At 32.0% G+C, this 25,406-nt stretch carries 21 protein-coding genes and 4 tRNA genes; 16 read left to right on the top strand and 9 right to left on the bottom strand.

The window, feature by feature from the left end:
- Nucleotides 1-87: 87 nt before the first annotated feature.
- The 8 genes from LW133_RS05455 to LW133_RS05490 all read left to right on the top strand — a co-directional run bounded on the left by LW133_RS05455 (nt 88) and on the right by LW133_RS05490 (nt 8,817).
- Nucleotides 88-1,221, top strand: coding sequence for an epoxyqueuosine reductase QueH (locus tag LW133_RS05455; protein ID WP_233077423.1), 1,134 nt, complete (start codon nt 88-90; stop codon nt 1,219-1,221).
- Between the two features lie 65 nt (nt 1,222-1,286).
- Nucleotides 1,287-1,739 (top strand): 3-hydroxyacyl-ACP dehydratase FabZ, encoded by a 453-nt coding sequence (gene fabZ / locus LW133_RS05460; RefSeq protein ID WP_233037692.1) that lies wholly within the window; start codon nt 1,287-1,289, stop codon nt 1,737-1,739.
- A gap of 11 nt (nt 1,740-1,750) precedes the next feature.
- The gene (gene lpxA, locus LW133_RS05465) at nt 1,751-2,554 is read left to right on the top strand and encodes an acyl-ACP--UDP-N-acetylglucosamine O-acyltransferase (RefSeq protein WP_233077424.1); all 804 of its coding nucleotides are present in this window, start codon (nt 1,751-1,753) and stop codon (nt 2,552-2,554) included.
- Nucleotides 2,547-3,824, top strand: coding sequence for an ATP-dependent protease ATP-binding subunit ClpX (gene clpX / locus LW133_RS05470; RefSeq protein WP_233077425.1), 1,278 nt, complete (start codon nt 2,547-2,549; stop codon nt 3,822-3,824). The genes lpxA and clpX overlap by 8 nt, the downstream gene beginning before the upstream one ends.
- The gene (locus LW133_RS05475) at nt 3,811-4,848 is read left to right on the top strand and encodes a rod shape-determining protein (RefSeq protein WP_233037690.1); all 1,038 of its coding nucleotides are present in this window, start codon (nt 3,811-3,813) and stop codon (nt 4,846-4,848) included. Before clpX ends, LW133_RS05475 begins: the two co-directional genes overlap by 14 nt.
- Nucleotides 4,848-5,642 (top strand): rod shape-determining protein MreC, encoded by a 795-nt coding sequence (gene mreC, locus LW133_RS05480; RefSeq protein ID WP_233077426.1) that lies wholly within the window; start codon nt 4,848-4,850, stop codon nt 5,640-5,642. Before LW133_RS05475 ends, mreC begins: the two co-directional genes overlap by 1 nt.
- Complete coding sequence (locus tag LW133_RS05485) at nt 5,623-7,677, top strand: hypothetical protein (protein WP_233077427.1); 2,055 nt, start codon at nt 5,623-5,625, stop codon at nt 7,675-7,677. The genes mreC and LW133_RS05485 overlap by 20 nt, the downstream gene beginning before the upstream one ends.
- Nucleotides 7,678-8,817 (top strand): glycosyltransferase, encoded by a 1,140-nt coding sequence (locus LW133_RS05490; RefSeq protein WP_233077428.1) that lies wholly within the window; start codon nt 7,678-7,680, stop codon nt 8,815-8,817.
- A gap of 221 nt (nt 8,818-9,038) precedes the next feature.
- Here LW133_RS05490 and LW133_RS05495 read toward each other — a convergent pair.
- The 8 genes from LW133_RS05495 to LW133_RS05530 form a co-directional block, all read right to left on the bottom strand.
- Nucleotides 9,039-9,115: transfer RNA gene (locus tag LW133_RS05495), tRNA-Arg, on the bottom strand.
- Between the two features lie 27 nt (nt 9,116-9,142).
- Nucleotides 9,143-9,219: transfer RNA gene (locus tag LW133_RS05500), tRNA-Arg, on the bottom strand.
- Nucleotides 9,220-9,254: 35 nt separating this feature from the next.
- Nucleotides 9,255-9,331: transfer RNA gene (locus LW133_RS05505), tRNA-His, on the bottom strand.
- A gap of 23 nt (nt 9,332-9,354) precedes the next feature.
- A tRNA-Pro gene (locus LW133_RS05510) sits at nt 9,355-9,432 on the bottom strand.
- A 57-nt stretch (nt 9,433-9,489) separates the two neighbouring features.
- On the bottom strand, nt 9,490-10,038 hold the full coding sequence (locus tag LW133_RS05515; protein ID WP_233077429.1) for a hypothetical protein: 549 nt from the start codon (nt 10,036-10,038) through the stop codon (nt 9,490-9,492).
- Nucleotides 10,035-10,826 (bottom strand): MlaD family protein, encoded by a 792-nt coding sequence (locus tag LW133_RS05520; RefSeq protein ID WP_233077430.1) that lies wholly within the window; start codon nt 10,824-10,826, stop codon nt 10,035-10,037. Before LW133_RS05520 ends, LW133_RS05515 begins: the two co-directional genes overlap by 4 nt.
- On the bottom strand, nt 10,811-11,584 hold the full coding sequence (locus tag LW133_RS05525) for an ABC transporter ATP-binding protein (protein ID WP_233077431.1): 774 nt from the start codon (nt 11,582-11,584) through the stop codon (nt 10,811-10,813). The genes LW133_RS05520 and LW133_RS05525 overlap by 16 nt, the downstream gene beginning before the upstream one ends.
- Complete coding sequence (locus LW133_RS05530; RefSeq protein WP_233077432.1) at nt 11,581-12,678, bottom strand: MlaE family lipid ABC transporter permease subunit; 1,098 nt, start codon at nt 12,676-12,678, stop codon at nt 11,581-11,583. Before LW133_RS05530 ends, LW133_RS05525 begins: the two co-directional genes overlap by 4 nt.
- Before the next feature lie 59 nt (nt 12,679-12,737).
- Here LW133_RS05530 and LW133_RS05535 point away from each other — a divergent pair, with 59 nt between their 5' ends.
- On the top strand, nt 12,738-13,415 hold the full coding sequence (locus LW133_RS05535; RefSeq protein WP_233077433.1) for an outer membrane beta-barrel protein: 678 nt from the start codon (nt 12,738-12,740) through the stop codon (nt 13,413-13,415).
- 365 nt (nt 13,416-13,780) lie between these two features.
- Nucleotides 13,781-14,284 (top strand): hypothetical protein, encoded by a 504-nt coding sequence (locus tag LW133_RS05540; protein WP_233077434.1) that lies wholly within the window; start codon nt 13,781-13,783, stop codon nt 14,282-14,284.
- On the opposite strand, the gene LW133_RS05545 is transcribed toward LW133_RS05540, so the two are convergent.
- On the bottom strand, nt 14,281-14,430 hold the full coding sequence (locus tag LW133_RS05545; protein WP_233077435.1) for a hypothetical protein: 150 nt from the start codon (nt 14,428-14,430) through the stop codon (nt 14,281-14,283). The two genes, LW133_RS05540 and LW133_RS05545, sit on opposite strands and share 4 nt — an antisense overlap.
- 412 nt (nt 14,431-14,842) lie before the next feature.
- On the opposite strand from LW133_RS05545, the gene uvrB reads away from it, so the two are divergent.
- The 6 genes from uvrB (at nt 14,843) to LW133_RS05575 (ending at nt 25,384) form a co-directional block, all read left to right on the top strand.
- Nucleotides 14,843-16,819 carry an excinuclease ABC subunit UvrB gene (uvrB, locus tag LW133_RS05550; protein ID WP_233077436.1) on the top strand — a complete coding sequence of 659 codons (1,977 nt, stop codon included), beginning with the start codon at nt 14,843-14,845 and terminating at the stop codon, nt 16,817-16,819.
- A gap of 253 nt (nt 16,820-17,072) precedes the next feature.
- On the top strand, nt 17,073-17,504 hold the full coding sequence (locus tag LW133_RS05555) for a DUF1104 domain-containing protein (RefSeq protein WP_233077437.1): 432 nt from the start codon (nt 17,073-17,075) through the stop codon (nt 17,502-17,504).
- A gap of 109 nt (nt 17,505-17,613) precedes the next feature.
- The gene (thyX, locus tag LW133_RS05560; RefSeq protein WP_233077438.1) at nt 17,614-18,237 is read left to right on the top strand and encodes an FAD-dependent thymidylate synthase; all 624 of its coding nucleotides are present in this window, start codon (nt 17,614-17,616) and stop codon (nt 18,235-18,237) included.
- Nucleotides 18,237-20,933, top strand: coding sequence for a DNA polymerase I (gene polA, locus LW133_RS05565; protein ID WP_233077439.1), 2,697 nt, complete (start codon nt 18,237-18,239; stop codon nt 20,931-20,933). Before thyX ends, polA begins: the two co-directional genes overlap by 1 nt.
- Before the next feature lie 54 nt (nt 20,934-20,987).
- On the top strand, nt 20,988-24,545 hold the full coding sequence (gene dnaE, locus LW133_RS05570) for a DNA polymerase III subunit alpha (protein ID WP_233077440.1): 3,558 nt from the start codon (nt 20,988-20,990) through the stop codon (nt 24,543-24,545).
- Nucleotides 24,545-25,384, top strand: a complete 840-nt coding sequence (locus tag LW133_RS05575; RefSeq protein ID WP_233077441.1) for a pseudouridine synthase — start codon at nt 24,545-24,547, stop codon at nt 25,382-25,384. Before dnaE ends, LW133_RS05575 begins: the two co-directional genes overlap by 1 nt.
- Nucleotides 25,385-25,406 lie beyond the last annotated feature (22 nt).

The following is a 25,406-nucleotide window of genomic DNA, read 5'->3' on the forward strand; positions in this document are numbered from 1 at the left end:
GATTTATTATTGTTAATTTTTATTATTGTTGTTTTGTGTATTGGTGTGGGATATTATATTTTTATGGTTTTAAAAAAGGAAGATTAGATGTTAGTACATATTTGTTGCTCAGTAGATAGTCATTATTTTTTAAGCGAACTGCAAAAAGCCTATCCTGATGAAAAATTGATAGGATTTTTTTACAATCCCAATATTCATCCCAAAAGTGAACACGACTTACGACTTGCTGATGTGCAAAGAAGTTGTGATATGTTAGGGATTGAATTATTATGCGGCGAATGGGACATGGATTCTTGGCTCGATGGAGTAAAAGGGCTTGAAGAAGAGCCAGAAAAAGGAGAACGTTGTGTGAAGTGCTTTGATATTAGGCTTGCACGTAGCGCTGCTGAAAGTAAAAAAATAGGTGAAAAAAGATTTACTACAACCCTGCTTTCTTCACCGATGAAAGAACAAGAGAGATTGTTTATTGAAGGTGATAATATTGCAAGTGCTTATGATTTGGATTTTGTAAAAATAAATGTGCGCGCTAATGGTGGTGTACAAAAACAAAATGAGTTGGCAAAAAAGGATAACTTATATCGTCAGAATTATTGTGGTTGTAAATTTGCATTAGCTAAACAGCGTGAAAAGCAAAATAAAACAAGTTTAGAAATGTTAAGCGACCTGTTTAACCCTAAGCCACTGGGTAGTATTGAGGAGAGGCAAGAGGTTTTTGCAAAAAGAGATAATTTGGAAAAAACACATTCTCCTTATTTATTAATACAGCGAAAATATCAAGTTTTTAGAATTCTTTCTTCAAGTCTTATGGATTTTACAGATTGTGCCCTACCGCATTATGTGTTAGCAAACTCACAAAGTAAAAAAAAGACAAAGATACCAAAAATTTTATGGGTTAAACCAAAAATAAGTTTGCCAGAGCATTTGCAAAAAAAATATCAAAGTGGGGATTATCAAATTGGTTATTCGAGCAAAGATGATAGCATGTTTGTTCCTTTGGAATTTGTTAATTTTATGTTTGCCACACAATTTCAAAATATTTTAGATTTAAAATCAAATTCATGGAATCTAGAAAAAGAAATGGAACTTAGGATAGCTCTATGTGGATACCAAAGTCTTAATGCGATATTTGTTGTTTCTAAAAAGATTGATGAAAATCTTAGCGTGGAAGTGCAAAGTATTTTTCAAGAAGAGAATATTTTTAGAGTTGTTGAATTTCTATAAAATTTAAGTTTATTTTTGATAAAATTCAGGCTATAAAAAACTAAAAAAATCTTTAGGATAATGAAATGCTAGATATTAATAAGATTAAGAAAATTTTGCCACATCGTTACCCAATGTTGCTTGTAGACAGGGTGATTGAAATCAATAAAGGGCAAGATATTCTTGCTTATAAAAACGTCACTACAAATGAAGAAATTTTTGAAGGGCATTTTCCTGGACAGCCAATTTATCCGGGTGTAATGATTGTTGAGGGCATGGCACAAGCAGGTGGCATATTAGCATTTGTTAGCACCTGGGGTGAGGATTATGAAGCGGCTAAGGGTAAAATTGTTTATTTTATGACAATTGATAGGGTAAAGTTTAGAATCCCTGTGATTCCTGGAGATCGATTGATTTATAAATTGAGTGTGATTAAAAACAAAGGGGCTGTGTGGCAACTTGATGCGAAAGCTTATGTCGATGATGAGCTTGTCGCAGAAGCTGAGTTAAAAGCAATGATAGCTGATAAAAAAGATTAAAAGGAGCTAGAGTGGAAGAAGTATGCAATACAATTGCTAAAACTGCTGTAATTTCCCCCAAAGCAGAGATTGGAAAAAATGTTAGTATTGGTGATTTTTGTGTAATTGGTGATGGAGTAAAAATTGGTGATGGCACAAAACTATATAATGGAGTAACAGTTATTGGGAACACAACAATTGGTAAAAATAATACCATTTTTCCTTACGCAGTTTTAGGCACAATACCTCAAGATTTAAAATATCATGGCGAAGAGGTTTTTTTGGAGATCGGAGATAATAATATTATTCGTGAACATTGCATGTTTAATCCTGGGACTGAGGGGGGCGGCAAGAAAACTATCATTGGCAATAATAATCTTTTTATGGCATTTGTACACATTGCACATGATTGTATTATCGGTAATCATTGTATCTTAGCAAATAATGCTACATTAGGTGGACATGTTGAAGTTGGAGATTATGTAAATTTAGGAGGGCTTAGCGCAGTGCATCAATTTGTAAAAATTGGTGATGCGGTAATGGTAGGAGGAGGGTCTATGCTTACACAAGATGCACCTCCTTATTGTATTTTAGAAGGAAATCGTGCGGTAATTCGTGGATTAAATCGTCATCGTTTGCGTTTATTATTTTCTCATGAAGATGTAGATTATATTAATGCGTTATATAAGCGTCTTTTTTCAAAAGAGGGCTTGCTTAGTGATTTAACAAAGCAAGAATTGCAAAAAGATCCTGAAAATATTTTTGTAAAAAAAATTTGTAATTTTATTATGAACTCTCAAAGAGGAATACCTGTTAAAAGGGGTGATAATGAGTGATAAAATTATGCAATGTAGTTTTTGTGGCAGAGAAGGTTCTCAAAGAGAGCAATTTATTAGTGGTAACAAAGGGAGTGATTCTAAAGAAGTTTATATTTGTAAATTTTGTATTGCTTATTTGTGTCAAACTTATCAAAGTCTCCCAGAAAATGAAGACTTTTTTAATCAACAAGAGGAAGTGGTGCTAGATTCTATACCTACACCAAAAGAATTAAAACAAAAACTTGATGATTATGTAATTGGACAAGAGAGGGCGAAAAAAGTTTTTTCTGTGGCAATTTATAATCACTACAAGAGAATTTTAAGTAAACAAGAGATAGATGATGATGTAGAGATTGCTAAATCCAATATTTTATTTATTGGACCTACAGGCAGCGGAAAAACCTTATTAGCACAAACTATTGCTAAAGCGTTGGATATTCCTATTGCAATTTGCGATGCTACAAGTCTTACAGAAGCAGGTTATGTGGGAGAAGATGTAGAAAATATTTTAACAAGACTTTTGCAAGCAGCAGATGGTGATGTAGCGCGTGCACAAAGAGGGATTGTTTTTATTGATGAGATTGATAAAATTTCTCGTCTTTCTGAAAATCGTTCTATTACAAGAGATGTAAGTGGCGAGGGCGTGCAGCAAGCATTGTTAAAAATTATTGAGGGAAGTGTGGTAAATATCCCGCCAAAAGGTGGTAGAAAACATCCTAATCAAGATTTTATCCAGATAGATACAAGTGATATTTTGTTTATTTGCGGGGGAGCTTTTGATGGCTTGACAGATATTATTAAAAGACGAATGGGTAAAAGCGTTCTAGGCTTTGGGACTGATAAAAAAGAAGTTTTGAGCGATGAGAATATCTTACATCTTGTAGAATCAGATGACTTAATTTCTTATGGAATGATTCCAGAGTTTATTGGAAGATTGCATGTGGTAGCAACGCTAGAGATGATTACTAAAGAAGCGATGATTAATATTATGACAAAGCCTAAAAATTCTATCATTAAGCAGTATCAAAAACTTTTTGAACTTGATGAGACAAAGTTGATTTTTGAAACTGAGGCTTTGGAAAAAATTGCAGATTTGGCTATTATTCGCAAGACTGGTGCAAGAGGGCTGCGTACAATAGTAGAAGAAGTATGTACAGATGTAATGTTTGATCTTCCGGAAATGAAGGGGTATGAAATTGTGATTACAGCAGATGCAGTTGAAGGTAAGGCTAAACCGTTGTTAATTAAAAAACATCAAAAGTTAAAGGATAAAAATGCTGTTGGATAAACTTATAGGACTTTTTTCTTATGATATTGCCATAGATTTGGGGACGGCTAATACCGTAGTTTCTGTAAAAGGACAGGGGATTATTATTAATGAGCCTTCTATTGTTGCTGTAAAAACAGATCGTTTTGATGGTTATGGGGATGTTTTGGCAGTGGGGAAAGAGGCTAAGGAAATGATTGGAAAAACCCCGGGTAGTATTCGGGCAATTCGTCCAATGAAAGATGGCGTAATTGCAGATTTTGATATTACAGAAAAAATGATTCGATACTTTATTGAAAAGGCACATAAAAGAAAAACACTAATTCGCCCTCGTGTAATGGTTTGTGTGCCTTATGGATTAACAGGTGTTGAGAGAAAAGCGGTTAAAGAGTCTGCAATGAGCGCAGGTGCTAGAGATGTTTCTTTGATTGAAGAACCCATGGCAGCGGCAATTGGTGCAGGACTTCCTATTAGAGAGCCACAGGGGAGTTTGATTGTAGATATTGGTGGCGGAACTACAGAAATTGGCGTAATTTCTCTTGGTGGTCTTGTAATTAGTAAGTCTATTCGTGTTGCTGGTGATAAGATTGATTATGCAATTGTGGATTATATCCGTAAAAAATATAATCTCGTGATTGGTGAGAGAACAGGCGAGGATATTAAAATTGCAATAGGTTGTGCATATCCTCAAGATCCGCCTTTGACACTTCGCGTAAAAGGAAAGGATCAAGTAAGTGGGTTATTAAATTCCATTGAATTGAGTAGCGAAGATGTAAGAGAGGCAATCAAACATCAACTTCAAGAAATTGGCAATACCTTAAAAAATATTTTGGAGGAGATTCCACCAGATTTAGCAGGTGATATTGTAGAAAATGGTGTTGTGCTTACAGGTGGTGGAGCATTAATTAGAGGATTAGACCGTTATCTTTCTGATGTTGTAAAATTGCCTGTGGTAGTGGGCAATGAGCCTCTTCTTGCTGTAGCAAAAGGAACAAGCGAGGCATTGGAGAATATGGATTTATTGCAGAATCTAAAGTATGATTGATGCGTTATAAATTTTTGGTTTTTTTGTTAGTTTGCCTGAGTGTTTTTGCTATTTTTTTTGAATCAAATACGAAGGCAAGAAAAGCCATTTTTTTGTTAACTGATAATATTAAGAGTAGTTATCATCATTTGCTATCTTTGTCAAAAGATAGTTATGATAAGTTTTTTGCCCAAGCTAAAACGATTGGGATTTATAAAGAAAAATATCAAGAATACCAAAAGCTTGCTTTAGAATTGCAAGATACAAAAGATAAGCTTGATAGAGTATTGAAATTTTACCCTCAGTTAAACCTTTTTGATAAGCATATTTTTTCTCCCGTAATGGCGATGTCTTATGTCGAACTTTCACAGTATAATAGAGTTTGGTTAAATAGTAATTTTAAAAAATATTCTTCAGATTCTATTTTTGGTTTGGTTCGAGATGGATATGCATTAGGGATTGCAGTCGTGGAAAACGAAAGATTATTGGGGCTTTTTAATGGTGATGAAAAATGTAGCTATAGTGTGTATATTGGAGAAAATAAAACTCCTGCACTTATTCATTTTGACCCTGATGATAAGGATAGGTTGTTGGCTGATTTTATCCCGCAGTACTATCAAATTGCAGTGGGTGATGAGGTTGTAACAAGTGGTCTTGATGGAATTTTTATAGAAAATATTCCTGTGGGCAAGGTGGAAAAAATTATAGATAGTAGTGGCTATGTTACGGCAAAAATTGTGCCTTATGCAAAAAAAAAGGCACCAACATATCTTTGGATTATTGATAGGACGCAAGATGAAGATACTACAAAATGATTATCAAAAAATTTTAGAATTATTAAAAAATGCACAAAATAAATATGATATAGATTTGGTTATACACCAGATTCTAGAAATTATACAAAGAATGGGTAGTCAAAGTTTTAATATGGTGCCTGATGAGATTTTACAACTCTTTCGAGAAAAAATTTTTGATTTTATTTTTGCTAAGGGGGATATTGCTGATAAATCTTATCTTTGTTTGTATGTTTTATTTTTAAATGCAAACAAAATTGATCAGTTTACAAAACTTGAGAGCATTGCTATAGAGAGTTTATTTGCAAATGGTGTAAGTGATAATGAAAATGTTATGCTACTAGAATTGGCATTTTTGGCAAAGATTTTAAATGGTAAAGCAAAGGAGGGATTAGAGTTTTACTTGCAAAATATTGTGCGCATTGATATTCATTGTTTGGAAGCACAAAAAAGCATTAATTTAATGTTGCAATTTTTTGAAACAATAAAAATACCTTTTGAGATTTTTTCACAGAATTTAAAAAAGGTTTTACAAGAAAATTTTTTTAGTTTTAGCTATAAGGAAAAACGCTCGGTTTTTAATTGGCAATTGCATTTTTTTTGGAATCTTAAACATTTTTTTAATCATCGCGGATGGTTGGAGTTTTATGAAATCTGGAAGGAAATTTTTTATAAAGAATTAGATTTTTACGATGCAAAAAAAATAGATTTTGCACTTTATTTGCAATTTTTTATCTATCACATATGTGGTAATAATTTTTCTTCTCAAGAAGACTGGAAAAAATTTAATCAAGAAATTAGTCTTTATGCTGCAGAAAAATATCAACAATTTGCTAAACAATTTGTATTGCCAGAATGTGGGTATCAAGAAAGTGGTGTTATTGGGATTTTGAGGGATAGATTGGTAGAAAATTCACCCTATAAGGTGGAGTATAGCTTTTTGAAAGTATTGCTAGATAATGAAGAATTTAAGAAAAAATATAAAGTCAAACTTTATTTGATGAGTCTATTAGAAAAAAGTGATAATGATGCAGGAATTTTAAAAAGTTATACAGATTTAGGCATTGAGGTTGTAGATATTTTGGGAGAACAAAATAAGGCAGTGTATTACAATTCTCATTTGGAAAAAGCCTTAGTATTGCGTGAAAAAATTATAAAAGATGGTGTAGAAATTTTGATTAGCCCAAATAATGGCTATGGGATTAGCGATTTTTTATTAGCAACACGCGCGGCAAAAAAACAAATTTTTTGGAGTCATGGAAATTTTGTCTATGATATTCCTTGTATTGATAAAAAAATTACACATATTTGTGGAAATCAAGAAAAAATCATGCATGAAGGTTATGAATTTATCGGGATTCCTGTAAAAATGGATGATTGTTTTTATAATCCTTATGTACCAGAAGAACAAATTGCACATATCCGTGCACAATATCCTAAAGACTGTGTGGTTTTGGGAAATATAGGTCGACTGGTAAAAATTGATCATCAAGAATTTTTGCAAACAATTATTTCTATTATGCAACAAAATCCAAAAACTATTTTTCTTGCTTGTGGCGGTGGCAATAAAGATGAAATCTGCCAAAAGATTAAGGCAATTGATTCAACAATATTATCACGATTTTATTTTACGGGATTTGTTGATAGTGCTTTATATGGGCATGTAATTGATATTTGGCTAGATAGTTTTCCAATGGCTCAAGGTGAAAGCAGGATTGAATTTAGTGCTAAAGGAAAGCCTTCATTGATTTTATCTACAGAAAATAAAGAGAGTCGCACAGAAAGATTAGAAAGGTTTTTTGATTTACATCGTGAGGTTTTTGCACAAAAAAGTAGTGCTAGAAAAATCGATCTTGAAGAAATGCACATGTTTGTATGTCAAGAAGAAAGTTTTGTCGCTTTTGATATAGAGGATTATATCAAAAAAGCTAATGCATTGATTTTGATGCCAAAAGAGGTTTTATCTCACAAAATGTTGTTGCAAATATTGCTCAAAGAAGTTAATGATACACTAAGGGAAAATAAAGGTAAAAAGGCATTTTTGGATATGCTATAAATGAAAATTTTAGTTCTGTGTGCGGCCAATGTTGCTATCAATCCTAGACCATCAAGAATGGTAGGATTTTTAAAAGATATGCATGAAGTGAGTGCAATGGGGATTGCTTGTGATGAGATTCCAGGCGTTGCTACTTATAGTTATAGCGCATATAAAAAGCGCAATTTTTTGCAAGAAATTGGTTTATATTTTAATGTATTTTTACGGCGTTGGAATTGTTTGATTTATACACACAATCGTTTGGAAATTGTGGAATTTTTGCAAAAAAAATCTTTTGATTTAATTATTTGTCATGATTTAGTATTGCTACCTATTGTTTTGCGATATAAAAAAAATGCAAAAGTTTTATTTGATGCAAGAGAGTTTTATCCCAAGCAATGTACAAATAATCTTAGGTGGAGAATATTGTTTGCAAAATTTAATGATTATTTATGCAAAAGATATCTTAAGGATGCTGATAGGGTAATTACAGTGGCTTTGGGATTAAGTGCAGCATATCAAAAGAGTTATGGTATAAAAAGTGAAGTTTTTTATTCTTTGAGTAAATATTATGATCTTATGCCAAGCCCAGTTGATAAGAATAATATCAAAATGATTTATCATGGCTTTGCAAATCCTTTGCGAGAGATTGAAAAAACTATTGAAATTATAGATTATTGTGATGAATCTTTTAGTTTGGACTTGATGTTAGTATGTCATGATTCTAAATATTTGCAAAAATTACAGGATATGGTGGCTTTACGTCAAAAAAATGGAAAAAAAATACGTATTATTCCACCTGTTCATTTTGAAGAGATTGTTCCATTTTCTCAAAAATACGATATTGGAATTTATGCATTGCCAAAATCAAATTTTAATCTTGAATACACAATGCCTAATAAGTTTTTTGAATATATGCAGTCACGTTTAGCAATCGTGGCAATTCCACATCGTGAAATGCATGAGATATTACAAAAATACCAAAATGGCATTACTGCAAAGAGTTATAACCCTAAAGATATCGCAGAAACTCTCAATAATTTAAAAATACAAGATATAGAAAAAATGAAAAATTGCTCTCATCTTGCGGCCAAAATTTTAAGTAGTGAGACAAATAAAAATAAGATTTTAAAAATTATCGAGGAAATGTTTGTATTTTAATTTTTTAACTAGATTTTGGTATTTTTTGATTTAAGATTTAAATCAAGCAAATTAAGTTGAAAAGCTAGGCTAGTAATAGCTCTTTTAGATATATCTATTTAACAATGTCTTTTTAGAGATTTTATAAATTATTGTATGTAGAGAGATGTGTTTTGGCTAAATAGTTCAAATAGTATAGAAATTTTTAAATCTGTTGAAATATTTGTGAAATTTTGGAGAGGTGGTACGCCCGGCAGGATTCGAACCTGCGACCTACGGCTTAGAAGGCTGTTGCTCTATCCAGCTGAGCTACGAGCGCGTATAAATAATAAAAAAATGAGTTAGGTGGTACGCCCGAAGGGAGTCGAACCCCTAACCCCCAGATCCGAAGTCTGGTGCTCTATCCAATTGAGCTACGAACGCAAGTTATTATTGTATAAATTTATATCGATTATTCATGGGGTGGATGATGGGGCTCGAACCCACGACCCTCAGAGCCACAACCTGATGCTCTAACCAACTGAGCTACATCCACCACAAACAATAACAACAAGACAATGGTCGGGGCGAAAGGATTCGAACCTTCGACCCCTTGGTCCCAAACCAAGTGCGCTAACCAGACTGCGCTACGCCCCGATAAGTCTTAAGCCATGATTATACACTAAGTTTGCTATTTTTGTCAAGATTTTAAAACTAATCTTTGCTTGCAAGATCAAGCAATGTTTCTAGCGCTTGTTGTGTAATCTCTTGCAATGCAGCAACATCTTTTTGCTCCTTGCTTTTATGGATTATACCTGCTTTTTGGGTATTAAATTTTTCATCCCTGATGCTATAACCTAGTTCAATAGATGCGCTATTATCCATAAAACCTAAAAATAGAAGATTGATTGTTATAGATTTTTTATATTTAGTAACACTGCGTCCTAAGATTATACATTTTTTATAAGCCTTTTTGTAAAGAATATTTTTAATCATTTCTTTAGGATTGTCGAGCCATTGAATATTTTCTATAGTGATAATAGTACCATCGGATTTTTTCTGAAAAATATTTTTATTATCCAAAAAAGAATAGCTTGAGATTCCATCAATTTGAATAGTAGAAAATTCTTTGCACACAGTAGTTTCTAGTTTTTGTGTATCTAAATCATAGTAAGTTTTTTTAGGTAATTCTGTTTTAATTTTGATATTAAGACAGCCTGCAAACATTAAAGTGGTTAGAATGATATAAAAGTATCTTTTCATCTTTTCTGCTCCCCAAAAAGAGTATTGTAAGGATCTTTTTCAAATTTATTCAAAACATCGCTACCAAGTTTAAAAAATTGATCAATATAATTTAGCGAATGATCAATTCTTAAAATCAATGGACTTAGAATTTCGCGAGCATTGTAATCTCCATTTGAAAGTTGATGATTGAGTGTGTCTGTAAGTGTATTGAGATTTTGTGCAAGTTTGTCAATGTGATCTTGTGTTTGATTGAGATTTTGACTGAGATTTTGCACGCTGTCAATGATATGCGAGATTCTAGAAATATTATTTTGACTTAAAAGGGTTTTGAAACTTTTGAGAAGAATTAATACTTCCTTGCTAGCCTCATCAGCCTTTAGGGTGAGTTTTCCAAAAATATTGGGCTCAAAATTCAAGATCGCATCTTTTTTATTTTTTATAACCTCTTCTTGATTGCTTTGTTTAAGGGATAGGAAATTTAATCCAGCTAATCCTTGAGAATCTACACTGAGTGTAGAGCCCTTTTTGACAGGAATATGTTTTTTGATTTTTACGATAATTTTTACCATACCAATTTGTTTGTCATCAAAGCCAATGTGGCTAATGCTACCAATATTAATCCCCTTGTATCTCACAGGAGTGTTAATACTTAGACCAGTAATGTCATGATCTGTGTAGATATTGTAAAAAAAGTAATCCTTATCATCAAAGTTGTATCTACCTAATGTAATAATAAAAACCACTAATGCGGTTAAAATAGAAAAGAAAATAATCCCAATTAGAGTAAAATTTATACGTCTTTCCAAAATTTCTCTCCTCGTGTGCTATTAAATAAATTATCTTTATCCAGTTTGTTTGTTCGTGCAAAATAGCTAAACTCTTGCAGATTTCCTTCAAAACTAATTTTACCTTCTTTTAATAAAATGAAACGATCAGTAATATTTTTAATTGTATCTAGATCATGTGTAATTATGACAACACTAAAAGGATTGCTATCTTTAAGTTCAGTGATAAGGTTATCAAATCTCTCTGCACTCAAAGGATCTAGACCGCTAGTAGGTTCATCTAAAAATAAAATTTCAGGGTTTAAAACCATAGCTCTTGCAAGCCCTACGCGTTTTTTCATACCGCCACTAAGCTCATAGGGGTAGAGATTGTAAGTTTTTGGTCCTAGTCCTACGCGATCTAACCACATTTTTGAAATTTCTGTGATAATTTTTGGTGGATAGTTGCTATATTCTTCAAGCATTACTCCTACATTTTCCAAGACACTTAACGAACTAAAAAGTGCACCAAATTGAAAAAGCACACCACAGCGTTGGATTAGTCGCGTGCGTTCTAGTAAATTCATTTGGTGGATATTTTGATCAAAAATTTTGATTTCACCACTTTTGGGTTGATTGAGCATGATGAGTGCAGAAAGTAGTGTGCTTTTGCCGCTCCCACTCCCACCAAGAATAGCAAAAGTCTCATACTCATAGATTTTGAAACTGATATTATTATGGATAATCGTGTCACCATAAGCAGTTGTAAGATTATTGACTTCAATGACTGCTTTTTTCATAAATCTAACCTTGTAAAAACGATAGAAAAAATTGCATTGATAAAGATAATCCAAAACAATGCATTCACAACACTAATTGTCGTGGCTTTGCCTACTTGTTCAGTATCTCCATAAACTTGCAATCCTCTAAAAGTTCCTACCAATGCTACAGCAGCACCAAAAAATGGTGCTTTGATAATTCCTACTAAAAAATTATTCCATCCTACTGTTTCATAAAATCTTTCAATATATTGTAAAAAACTAATTCCCAAGTGTGCTTTAATTGCAAGCATACCAGCAAAAATACTTGCAATATCGGCTAAAAATACCATAAGGGGCATGACAACAACCAGTGCTAAGAATCTAGGAATAACTAAAAAATCAATAAGATTAAGATTCATTACACGCATAGCATTGCTTTCTTCTGTGATATTCATTACCCCAATTTGTGCAGTATAGCTTGAAGCACTTCTTCCTGCGATAACAAGTGCTAAGACAAAAGGTCCCATTTCTCGCAAAGAGAGTTTTGCAGTGGTGTCAATGCTTAGAAGCGGTGCCCCCATGCTTTGGAGTTGGATGGCTCCTTGTAGTGTAATTGCGCCTCCCACGATAAATGAAGTAAGCAGGGAGACAGGCAGTGCTTTAAATCCAGATTCGTTTAAGTGGTAGCAAAAAGATTGAAATCGGAATCTTTTAGGGTTTAAGATACAAAGATAGATATGAAAAAGCATAAGGCCAAAAAAATTCGTAAATTCGTTGATATCACGAAGAAAATTACAAATTCTTTTTCCAAAAATCGCAAAAATTCCATAAGGTTTTGGGATAGGTTGATGTGTAGAATCATAAAAATTATTAAGAGCTTTAATGTGGGATTCAATGCTTTTATTCGCATTTTGATATGAGAGAATATTGGCATTTAGGAAAATAAAAGTTGTGGCATTAAAATCCATTTTTGTAGTTTGAGAAAAATCAAGCACAATTTTTGGATATTTTTGTGCCATATTTTTAAAGTCCTGCAATAGGGAGTTTGGTAGGGTAAAATCCCATATTCCTTTGATAAAAACAATTGTTGCATCTTTTTGATGCGTGACTTCAAAACTAGCTTGTAATCCCATAAATCTTCTTAAGTTTTTAGGTAGAATTATATCAAAAGTTGAAAAATGCTAGGATTTTTATGAGATTAAAAAGAAAAATTTTATGCGTAATAATGTTTTTTTGCGGAATACATGCAGAAAGTTTTTCTGATGATGTGGAAAAGATTCTCAAAGAACAAGAATTAATTAGGCAAAAAAGCGGACAATATTTTTCTATAGGTCTTGGGAGTTCAATTTTAAGATTACAACAAATTTCTCATGGAAAAATGGCTTACGCTCCTATCATGTTGTCTTTAAAGGCTGGGAATCAAACATTTTTTACAAAAAATGTGGGAATTAGAGGTTTTTTTAGCCTTGATACGTATAGTGATAATATCAATTATACTTTTCAAAAACCTTCATATAATTCGCTTTTTATGTTTTTTTCTTTGGGTATTGACTTGATCACAGAATTTGCACTAACAAAAAATAACAAGCATTTCTTGGGGACATTTTTTGGTTTAGGTGGTGGGGCAGTTATTTATACTGATAATCAAAGTTATACTTTTTTTAAAGATGCATTTTTAAGTGCAGGATTTATTGTGGAGGCAGGGATAGATTTTACAATCAATATTAAACATAGAATTAGCCTTGGGGTAAAGATTACGCCTATACAAAAAAAATGGTCTCCTTCTATTGTCAAACAGACAGATTTTTTACCTTTTATTAATTATCAATATAAATTTGGCAGGGATATTTTTAGCGGAAAAAAAGATTAGAAAATATTATTATAGTTGTAAATTAATATTTTAGGGCATGTGGCTTATAAACAAGCATTTTATCACAATTAGAGCATATATAGCTTGGTGTGCAAATCTAAGTAAGTAATTTGTTTGTAAATGAGATGGTTAGAGAAAGTGGTTTTATTTGTATCTTATATTTTTTACAAATAATGCTGTTTTTAATCTTATAATCTTTTTAGTTACTGCTAAAAATAGCATTACTATATTATTGGAATATTGACAAATTCTATCCCCAGTAAAAATTTTTAATATTTCCATGTGTTTCTTTGATAGCAAAATTTCTTGATTTTATTTTGTCTTTGTGCTATATTCCACATAAAGGATAGATAAAAGGTAGGGCAATGGCTAGAGCTTTAAGGTATGATCATAACAAAGCAATAAATGGCAATCAAAAAATAGATGGGGTTAGTGAGTATGAAGAATTAAGAAGAATTCTTTTTAATGATGAAATAAAAGGGTTGCAATCAAAACCACAAAGCAAAAAAAATGTGTCTTTTATTAAAGCTCTAGCTATCAAAATTGCAGATTATCTTATAATATACCCTATTGGCACTTGCTATGCTATTGGTTTTTTTATTTTTTGTGCTCTTTCATTTGCTCTTGCATTTCCTCTTGTTTTAGTGCTTTTACCACTTCTTTTATTATGGCAGTTTTCTAGCCCTGTGCTCATGCCTATTTTATTGCCTATTTGGGAATTTTTAAAGGGGGCAGGCAAGATTGTTGGAGGGCTTATTCTTGCTTTAATAACAATACCACTGATTTGCCTGTATATTATTGCAGCACCTCTATATGCCATAATATGCTTATTTGGCATTATTGGATTGTTTTTTTCTATACTCTCTTAATCCTCTAAATCTGCATAAGTGTAGCTATTGTTTTCAATAGCTCTTTGCACTTCTTGTGCTCCTGCATTAGTATAGATTTGTATTGTTTTATTATCTATGATTTGTTTTTGTGTATGATGGTAAACTTCTTGTAAAGCTTTTTCCAAACCCAGTATAATTTGGGATATATTCTGATAGTTTTAATATTACGCAATTTTCATAAGTAATCATTCTAATCAAAGGATTTAAACTTAAATTAATGAGATAATTCTAATTTGATCTATTTTTTGTCAACTTAATCTCTTTATAAATTCGAATAATTTCAGAAAAAATTTGATTTTCATATTTTTGATTATTTTTTAAGAAATGTGAGTAGATAAAATTTTATCCAGATTTTGTAGCACTGCTAAAAGCATTGTTTTTTTGTTGAGTGATTGTTGAGATTTTTTATTGTATTTGTATTATTTTTTTGTTTTCATGAGGAAAATGTATAAAAATTTTTTTGAACTTGTTTTTATTTTTTTGTTTTTAAAATAGGAATTTGTATAATTAAACATTAGTTTGTAATTAGGGAAGAAAATGTCAAAATTTATGCTTTATTCTGCTTATGCTCCTGCTGGAGATCAGGCACAAGCGATTGAAAAATTAACAGATTCTATACAAAAGGGTAATCGGTATCAAACCTTAATTGGTGTTACAGGTAGTGGTAAGACTTTTAGTATGGCAAACATTATTGCAAAGCTCAATATGCCTACTTTGATTATGAGTCATAATAAAACTCTTTGTGCACAACTTTATAGTGAATTTAAGGGGTTTTTTCCAAAAAATCATGTAGAGTATTTTATTTCACATTTTGATTATTATCAGCCTGAAGCTTATATTCCACGTAGGGATTTGTTTATCGAAAAAGATTCTAGTATTAATGAAGATTTAGAGCGTTTGAGATTGAGTGCTACAACTTCGCTTTTAGCATATGATGATGTGATTGTAGTGGCGAGTGTATCTGCAAATTATGGTCTTGGAAATCCTGCAGAATATCTTACTATGATTGAAAAAATTGAAGTGGGAGAAAGGCGTAATTATAAAGAATTTTTACTCAAACTTGTAGATATGGGGTATAGTAGAAATGATAGTTTTTTTGAAAGGGGAAATTTTCGTGTAAATGGGGAGTGTGTGGATATTTTTCCTGCATATAATGAAATAGAATTTGTGCGTATAGAGTTTTTTGGCGATGAGGTTGAGAGGATTGCATTGTTTGATAGTATTGAGCGTCAGGAAATAAAAAAAATAGATTCTTATGTGGTGTATGCAGCAAATCAATTTATTGTGGGTTATGAGCGTCAAAAAATTGCTTTGAAAAATATTGAAGAGGAGTTGCATCAAAGGCTTGCTTTTTATGAAAAAGAAGGTAGAATGATTGAACATTCTAGGCTAAAGGGGCGTACAGAGTTTGATTTGGAAATGATGCAGGCAAGTGGAATTTGCAAGGGGATTGAGAATTATGCAAGACATCTTACAGGAAAAAAAGAGGGGGAGACCCCTTTTTCTTTATTGGACTATTTTGAGCAAAAGAAAAAGCCTTATTTGGTAATTGTAGATGAATCTCATGTTTCTTTACCACAATTTGGTGGAATGTATGCGGGTGATAGGAGTAGAAAAGAAGTATTGGTAGAATATGGTTTTAGATTGCCTAGTGCACTAGATAATCGTCCTTTAAAATTTGAAGAATTTATCAATAAAGCGCCACATTTTTTATTTGTTTCAGCTACCCCAGCACAAAAAGAATTAGAATTGAGTAATGAAAATATTGCAGAGCAAATTATCCGTCCAACAGGGCTTTTGGATCCTGTATATGAGGTAAGGGATAGTGATAATCAAGTGTTAGATTTATTTGATGAAATCAAAAAAGTTGTGGCAAAGAAGGAGAGGGTGTTGATTACAACATTGACTAAAAAAATGGCAGAAGAATTGAGTAAGTATTATGCGGAGCTGGGACTAAAAATTGAATATATGCATAGTGAGATTGATGCTATTGAGCGCAATCATTTGATACGAGCATTGCGGCTTGGGGAGTTTGATATTTTGGTGGGGATTAATCTTTTAAGAGAGGGGTTAGATTTACCAGAAGTGAGCTTGATTGCGATTATGGATGCAGATAAAGAAGGTTTTTTGCGTAGTGAGACAAGCCTTATTCAAACCATGGGAAGGGCAGCAAGAAATGTTAATGGCAAGGTGATTTTTTATGCTAAAAAAATTACACAAAGTATGCAAAAGGCAATGGATATTACAGACTATCGTCGCAAAAAACAACAAGAACATAATAAAAAATACAATATTATTCCAAAATCTGTTGCAAGGAATCTTGAAGAGGAGCTAAAGTTAGAATCTAGTGCAAATCTTTATGTAAAACTAGATAAGAAAAATAAGATTCCAAAGGCTGAGCGTGATAATATTATTAAAGAATTGAATAAAAAAATGTTGGAAGCAGCAAAAAAACTTGATTTTGAAGAAGCAGCAAGATTGCGTGATGAGATTGCAAGAATTAGAAGCATGTAGTAAGATATTTATTATAAATATAAAAAGATAGATAGATTTAAGTAGATTGACTAGAGGTTTTGTAATATTTGTGTAGAGTGATATAAAAAGGGCTGAATTGCTATGTTTATAAAAGATAGTATAAGCTAGAGAGTGAAAAATATATTGTGGTATTTGTCATAGAATTATTGTATTTTGATTAGTTTTTTAACTATATAATTGTAATAACCATTTTTATTATGGTGATAATTTTAATATTTTTTGGAGGTTTCCATTGATAAAAATAATTAGTGTATTGGCGATTTGCGGATTTCTTTTTGGCGCAGATTTTTCTAAAGTCAGCAATGACGATATGGCAAAAATGGCAGGAAAAGTCAATGCCAAAGATTATGTGGATTATTTTTTAGAATTACAAAAAAGATTTGAAAAAATGACAAAAGATGAGTTGAAGAATTTTCGTAAAGCAATCCATGATTTTAAAGAAAAAAATCAAGAAAATATGACACTAAAAGAATTGAAAGAAAAAAGAGCAGAGATATTGAAAAATGTTGAAGAAAAAGTAAAAAGTATTAGCAAGGAAGAATGCAAAAAAACCAGACTTTGTGATTTATATAAACATTTGCGATCTGACAAGCATGAATGCTTAGTGAAAGAAGAAAAAAAGCATCATAAAAAACATAAAAAAGAAACAAAACAAGAGCAATAATTCCTCTTCCTAATTCTTTGAGATTGTGAATCTTACTATATAATTTATACATGGATTTGTTGTTATTTATGACTAAGATGATCGATCTCTAAGTATTTAAAGGAAAAATATGAAAATCACATTAAGACATTATACTCCTCTAGAAGTGTGTTCATTGGCAATTAGGACTTGTTGGCAAAGCTTTGATAAGAGTGATAATGGCGGTGAAAAAGATTTAGCCTTAATTGATAGGGTGGGCAATAAGAATAAGCATTCTAGCACTTTAGAGCATTTGTACTACAATTTTTATATTCAAGGAATTTCTAGGGCTTGTTTGCAAGAATTGGCAAGACATAGAATAAGTAGTTTTAGTGTGAAATCTAGTAGATACACGCTTAAAGAACTTAGAGAATGTCAAAGTTTTTTACCTATAAATGATGAAAGCAAGAAAAGAGCAAGTAGATTTTTAGTTTTTACAGGTAATGAAATAGTGGATAAAGAAAGTATAAAAGCATTAGAAAATCTAAGACTAATTTTATTGGAAGGTACTTCAAATGATATTGCAAAATACGCAATGCCAGAAAGTTATAAAACAGAATTAGCTTGGAGTATTAATGCTAGAAGCTTGCAAAACTTTTTAGAGCTTAGAAGTAGCAAAGCAGCTTTATGGGAAATTAGAAATCTTGCTCATGCAATTTATGAAGCCTTGCCACAAGATCACAGATTTATTTTTGAAGAAAAGATTGCAAAATAATGTATAAAGTTATTTTAGTCGATACATTTGGTTTTTTGTTTAGAAGTTTTTTTGCACTTCCACCTTTGAAAAATAAAGAAGGTTTTCCTACAGGTCTTTTAATGGGATTTGCAAATTTATTGATGAAAATGCAAAAAGATGGGGTTTTGCAACAAGCAATTTTTGCATTAGAAGGTGGGGATAATTTTAGAAAAAAAATTTATCCAGAATACAAAGCTACGCGTCAAGAAGTTCCACAGGATTTAAAATTACAACTTCCTATTGCAATGGAATGGATTGAAAAAATGGGATTAAAATCTGTAAGTGTTGCAGGATATGAGGCTGATGATGTGATTGCTTCACTAAGTACTTTAGCAGTAAAAAATGGTTATCAAGTTGAGATTTTTAGTCATGATAAAGATTTATATCAATTAATTAGTGAAAATATTGCATTGTATAATCCTCTTAAAAAAGTTACTATTAAAAAAGAAGAATGTTTTTTAAAATATGGGTTATATCCAGAGAATTTGATAGATTTTCAGAGTCTATTAGGGGATAAAATAGATAATGTCCCAGGTGTCCCTTCTATTGGAGAAAAAACAGCAAAAAAATTACTTGAGCATTTTGGTTCTTTAGATGCAATTTATGAAAATATTGATACTTTAGAATCTGTGGTTTCTAAAAAGGCTGCAACAAGTCTTAGAGAACATAAAGATTTGGCGTATTTAAGTAGAGAGCTTGTAACTCTTCGTAAAGATGTGTTTGAGGATTTTGATTTTTTACAACAAGAAGATGATAAAAATCCATTTTTTGCTATTGAAGAAGATTTGGAGCGTTATGAATTCCATCAAATTTTACAAAGAGTGAGAAAAAAAAATAGTAAAAATAATTTTCGTGCAAAAGGTATAGGTAGTGTTGGAAATTCTGTAATTTCTCAAGATGGATTTATGTGCAATGCGCATTTAATTACTAATGAAAAAGAATTATTTGCAATTTTAGATTCTATCCCTAAGAATTGCCTGATTGCCTATGACTGTGAGACAAATTCTTTAGATGCCTTGCATGCACAAATGGTAGGTTTTAGTTTTTGTTTTGATGGAGTGAATGGATATTATGTGCCTATCATGCATAATTATTTAGGTGTGGGCGAACAATTAAATCCTCAGAGTGCAAAAAAAGCGATAGAAAAAATTTTTTCATATCCTGTTGTTGGACATAATATCAAATTTGACCTTATGGTTGCACAATCAAATTTCTCTCTTTTTCCTACAAATCTTATTAAAGATACGATGATTTTGGCATGGCTTTTAGATAGCGCTAGTCTTGTGGGACTTGATGCCTTGATTGAGAGATTCTTTGCAAAAAAAATGATTGCATATAGCAGTATTGTGCCAAAAGGTAAAACATTTGCAGAGATAGATTTAAAATGTGCAAGTGAGTATGCAGCAGAAGATGCGGTAGCAACATATTGTCTTTATCAAAGATTGCTTCAAGAATTTCAAGCCAAAAATTTACAACATTTATTAACTCTTGCACAAGATTTAGAATTTCCATTTATAAAAGTTTTGCAAAGCATGGAAATGCAGGGCATAAAAATTGATGTAGAGTGGTTTGAGGAATTGCAAGGGATTTTGGCAGCTAAACTTGTGCAAAAAGAATCTGAAATTTTTATGCATGCAAAGCAACAATTTAATATTAATTCTCCCAAAAAATTGTCTGAAATTTTGTTTAATCATTTGCAACTTCGTGCAATAAGACAAGTTAAAGGTGGATATAGTACAGATGAGCAAACGTTAGAAGAAATCAAAGATTCTCATCCTATTGTGCCTTGTGTAATGGAATACAGAGAACTTTTTAAGCTGAAAAATACTTATGTTGAGCCTATGTTAAAACTAAGAACTAAAGAAAATAAAATCCACACATCTTTTTTGCAAACAGGTACAACAACAGGAAGGCTAAGTTCACATTCTCCAAATTTACAAAATATTCCTGTGCGGACAGAAATGGGAAAACAAATTCGCAGAGGGTTTGTAGCAGATGATAATAAAAAGCTTTTAAGTGTGGATTATTCGCAAATTGAGTTACGCTTTTTGGCACATTTTTCACAGGATAAAGAACTTATTGAGGCATTTCAAAATAATTTAGATGTGCATCTGAAAACTGCACAAATGATTTTTGGTGATGAAGCAAAAGAAAAGCGTCATATTGCAAAAACAATTAATTTTGGTTTAATTTATGGAATGGGTGTGCGAAAACTCGCAAAAACTCTAAAAATTAAAAATAGTGAGGCTAAAGAATATATTGAGCGTTATTTTGATTCTTTCCCAACAGTAAAAAATTTTTTGAAACAAGAAGAACAAAAAATTTTAGAAAATGGCTATGCACAAACACTTTTGGGGCATAGGCGTTATTTTGATTTTGTTAATGCTACAGAATTTATGAAGAGTAATTATTTACGTGAAGGGATTAATGCTATTTTCCAAGGTAGTGTGGCAGATCTTATTAAATTATCGATGATTAGAATTCATGAGGCCTTTAAGAATAGCGCGGTAAAAATGCTTTTACAAGTACATGATGAGTTGATTTTTGAGGTAAATGAGACAGAAGCACAGAGTGTTGCTAAGCAAATTGAAATTATTATGAATAATATTTATACTCTAAATGTGCCCTTGAAATGCAGTATTAGTATCGGGGATAGTTGGGAAGCATTGAAATAATCTTGTGATTTTTATAAAATTTTTGAAAAAACCAAATAAATTTAAGGAAATAAAATGAGCTATACACATTTACATTTGCATACAGAATATTCTTTATTAGATGGGGCAAATAAGATTAAAAAACTTGCTGCAAGAATCAAAGAATTAGGTATGAATAGTGTAAGCATGACAGATCATGGCAATATGTTTGGTGCGATTGATTTTTATAAGACGATGATGGAAGAGGGGATTAAGCCTATTATAGGAATTGAGACTTATTTGCATAATAATGATGATCTTAGCTCCAAGGAAAGTAGGCAGAGATTCCATCTTTGTTTGTATGCAAAAAATGAAGAAGGCTATAAAAATTTAATGTATCTTAGCTCGATGGCATTTATTGAAGGCTTTTATTATTATCCTAGAATCAATAAAAAAATTTTACGCGAGCATAGTGCGGGATTGTTGGCATCATCAGCGTGTTTGCAAGGTGAGGTAAGCTGGCATTTAAATCTTAATAGTGATAGGAATAGAAAATTTGGTGCCAAGGGCTATGATATGGCAAAAGAGGTGGCATTGGAATATCAAGATATTTTTGGGGGCGATTTTTATCTTGAGATTATGCGTCATGGAATCCAAGATCAAAGATATATTGATGAACAATTAATTCGTCTAAGCAGAGAAACTGGTATTAAACTTATTGCGACAAATGACACACACTATACCAAAAAAGAAGATGCAAAAATTCAAGAAGTGGCAATGTGTGTTGCAATGGGAAAAGTGCTTGATGACAAAGATAGATTAAGACATAGCGTGCAAGAATTTTATGTTAAATCCCCAGAAGAAATGCAGAGACTTTTTGCTGATATTCCTGAAGCATTGAGCAATACGCAAGAGATCGCAGAAAAATGTAATTTAATTATTGATTTGAAAGATGAAAAAACTAATCCTCCCACACCTCCTACATTTGTTTTTACTAAAGAATATGCAATAAAAGAAGGTCAGGATATTGATAATGATGCGGATTATTTTGCTTATAAAGCAAGAGAGGGGTTAAAAAAGCGTTTAGAGATTGTTCCGGAAGAAAAACATCAACTTTATAAAGATCGTCTTGAAGAAGAAATTAATATTATCAATCAAATGAAATTTCCAGGATATATGCTTATTGTTTGGGATTTTATTAATTTTGCAAAAAAAAATGGTATTCCTGTGGGGCCGGGTAGAGGGAGTGCAGCGGGAAGTTTAGTGGCATTTTGTTTAAATATTACAAATATTGATCCTATGAAATATGATTTGCTTTTTGAGAGATTTCTAAATCCTGAGCGTGTGTCAATGCCTGATATTGATACAGATTTTTGTCAAAGACGCAGGGGTGAAGTAATTGAATATATGATTGAAAAATATGGAAAATATAATGTAGCACAAGTAATTACATTTGGCAAAATGCTTGCAAAGGGTGTAATTAGAGATGTGGCAAGGGTGTTAAATATGCCATTAAAAGATGCTGATGCATTTGCCAAACTTATTCCTAATCAACTTGGAATAAAACTTGAAGATGCAATTACTTTGGAGCCAAAAATACAAGAATTTATTGATAAGACTCCTTTGGCAAAAGAAGTATGGGAATATGCATTGCAGTTGGAAGGTTTTAATCGTAATGCTGGAAAACATGCTGCTGCTATCGTAATGGATAGTGAAAAAGAGCTTTGGCATAAAACTCCATTGTATAGTAGTGATAAGACAGGTGGTGCAATTGTTACACAATATTCTATGAAATATCTTGAACCTGTGGATTTGATTAAATTTGACTTTTTGGGGTTAAAAACTTTGACTGTTGTGCATGATGCCCTAGAGCTTATTAAAAAACGATATAAGAAAGAGATTGATTTCTTAAGTATTGATGTAGATGATAAAAAAGTCTATGAGACAATTCAAAGTGGCGATACTTTGGGGATATTTCAGATAGAATCTTCAATGTTTCAAGGATTAAATAAGAGAATAAAACCCAATAGTTTTGAAGATATTATTGCAATTATTGCTTTGGGACGACCAGGACCTATGGAATCTGGAATGGTGGATGATTTTATTAATCGTAAGCATGGTTTAGAGCCTATTGTATATATGTTTGATGCCCTAGAACCAATTTTAAAGCCTACTTATGGGACGATTGTTTATCAAGAACAAGTTATGCAAATTGTGCAAACAATTGGAGGATTTTCTCTTGGTGGTGCAGATTTGGTAAGACGGGCAATGGGGAAGAAAATCAAAGAGGAAATGGATCGCTTAAAAAGTACTTTTGCAGAAGGGGCGCAAAAAAATGGTTTTGATAAAACAAAGGCTGAAGAGCTGTGGGAATTGATTGTAAAATTTGCAGGATATGGGTTTAATAAATCTCATTCAGCGGCATATGCGATGATTACTTTTCAAACTGCATATCTTAAAACTTATTATAAACATGAATTTATGGCTGCACTTTTGAGTTCTGAGGCAGATAAAATAGAATCGGTTGCAAAATATATTGAGGAAGTAAGACAAATGGGGATAGAAATTATTCCACCGCATGTAAATATTTCTGATATAAATTTTGGTGTAGGGGATTTTGAGGAGAATAATCAAAAAATTAAAAAAATTATTTTTGGATTATCTGCGATTAAAGGTGTTGGTGAGGAGCCTATACAAAATATTATTAGTACGAGGGAAAAGGGCGGAAAGTTTAAAAACTTAGAAGATTTTATTTCAAGGGTGGATTTTTCTAAAATTACTAAGAGGGTTTTAGAACCTTTAATCAAATCAGGTAGTCTTGATGGCTTAGGGTATAGTAGAGCGTGTATGCTAGAGCATCTTGAAGATATTTGCGCAGAAGGAAGAAGAAAAGATAAGGCAAAAGAAGGGATGTGTGCGGGTATTTTTGCAGAGCTTGGTGATGAAATACAAGAATCAGCAAAACTTGATTTTCAAGACAGCCCTGAGAGTGAAATGCGTATTTTGTTAGATTTAGAATATGAGTGCTTGGGGATTTATGTTTCAGGTAGTCCATTAGAAGAGTATAGAGAGCGTATAGAAAAAATTAAAGGCTTTGTTCCTAGTGTAAAATTATCTGAAGTGGAGGATGATTCTTATTGTATGATTGTAGGAAAGGTGCTAGATATTGATCGTAAGATGAGTAAACAAAATAAACCTTATGCTTATGTAGATATTTTAGATTTGTATGGAAAAATTAAAATTATGTTTTTTGAAAAATATCTTAATGAATTAGAAACCTTTAATCTTGAGCAGCCCATTGTATTGAAGTGTAAGATTGAACAAGGAGATGAGGGTTATCAAATCCGATTGATAGAACTTTTGAATTTTGAAGATGCACAAAAAGAAAAAATCGAGGTTTCTTATAAAGAAAAAAAAGAAAAATCAGGAGATTTTGAGGAGTTTGGTTGTCCTATGATATTGCAACTTCCCACAAATATCGAAAAGCAAATTTTTGATACATTAGCTCAGGCTATTGAACGCAATCAAGGAAAAAGAGAGTTTAGAATCTTGATTAAAGATAAAAATGAATCTTATATGTTTTTTAGCGATAAAAAAGTAAGCCCTTCTATTAAAGATGAGTTTAAAGAATTAGAATGGGTGGAGTGGGAGTAATGCGCTTAAATAAATATATTTCTCATTATGCAAAATATTCAAGACGCGAGGCAGATTCTTTGATTGCTAGTGGCCGTGTAAATGTTGAAAAGCAAAAGGCGGTATTGGGGCAGGAGTTGCAAGAGGGACAAAGAGTTTTTATTGATGGAAAAATGATTAAGCCTAAAAAAGAAGCCCCTGCAACTGTGATTGTGTATCATAAGCCAAAAGGAGAGCTTGTGACTAAAAAAGATGACAGGGATCGCAAAAGTATTTTTGAGAGCCTCGGAAAAAAATATGCACATTTTACTCCTGTCGGCAGGCTTGATTTTGCAAGTGAAGGTTTGTTACTACTTAGTGATGATAAAAATATTGCGCGAATATTGATGGAAAGTGATTTGGAGCGAGAGTATATTTTAAAAATTGCAGGAAGGATTACTGAAAAAATGATTTTGGCAATGGAAGAGGGGATGATTCTTGAGGATGCAAGGGCTGGAGGGCATGAAAAAAGTAAAATTATTGCAATGAATTTTAAGCCATTTGTGAGTTATTTTATTTATAAAAATGATAGAAATTTTTCCAAACTTAAGGTAAAAATTATCGAAGGACACAACAGAGAATTGAGAAGATTTTTTGCACATTTTAAAGCAGAAGTGCTTGATTTGCGGCGAGTGTCTTATGGCTTTGTGGAGCTAAATGCCCTGCCTGTTGGAAAAGTGAGATATTTAAATAGAGATGAATATAAAAAATTACATAGTTTTGTAAAGGAAAAACAAGGGGATAGCAAGAAAAAAGAAACAGCAAATTTATACAAAAAAGATTTCAAAAAAAATAATAAGTCTTTTTATAAATCTTTATAAAAATAGCTTTAAAAACTACATT

Source organism: Helicobacter anatolicus (genome assembly GCF_021300615.1).
In the GTDB taxonomy this organism is placed as follows: domain Bacteria; phylum Campylobacterota; class Campylobacteria; order Campylobacterales; family Helicobacteraceae; genus Helicobacter_H; species Helicobacter_H anatolicus.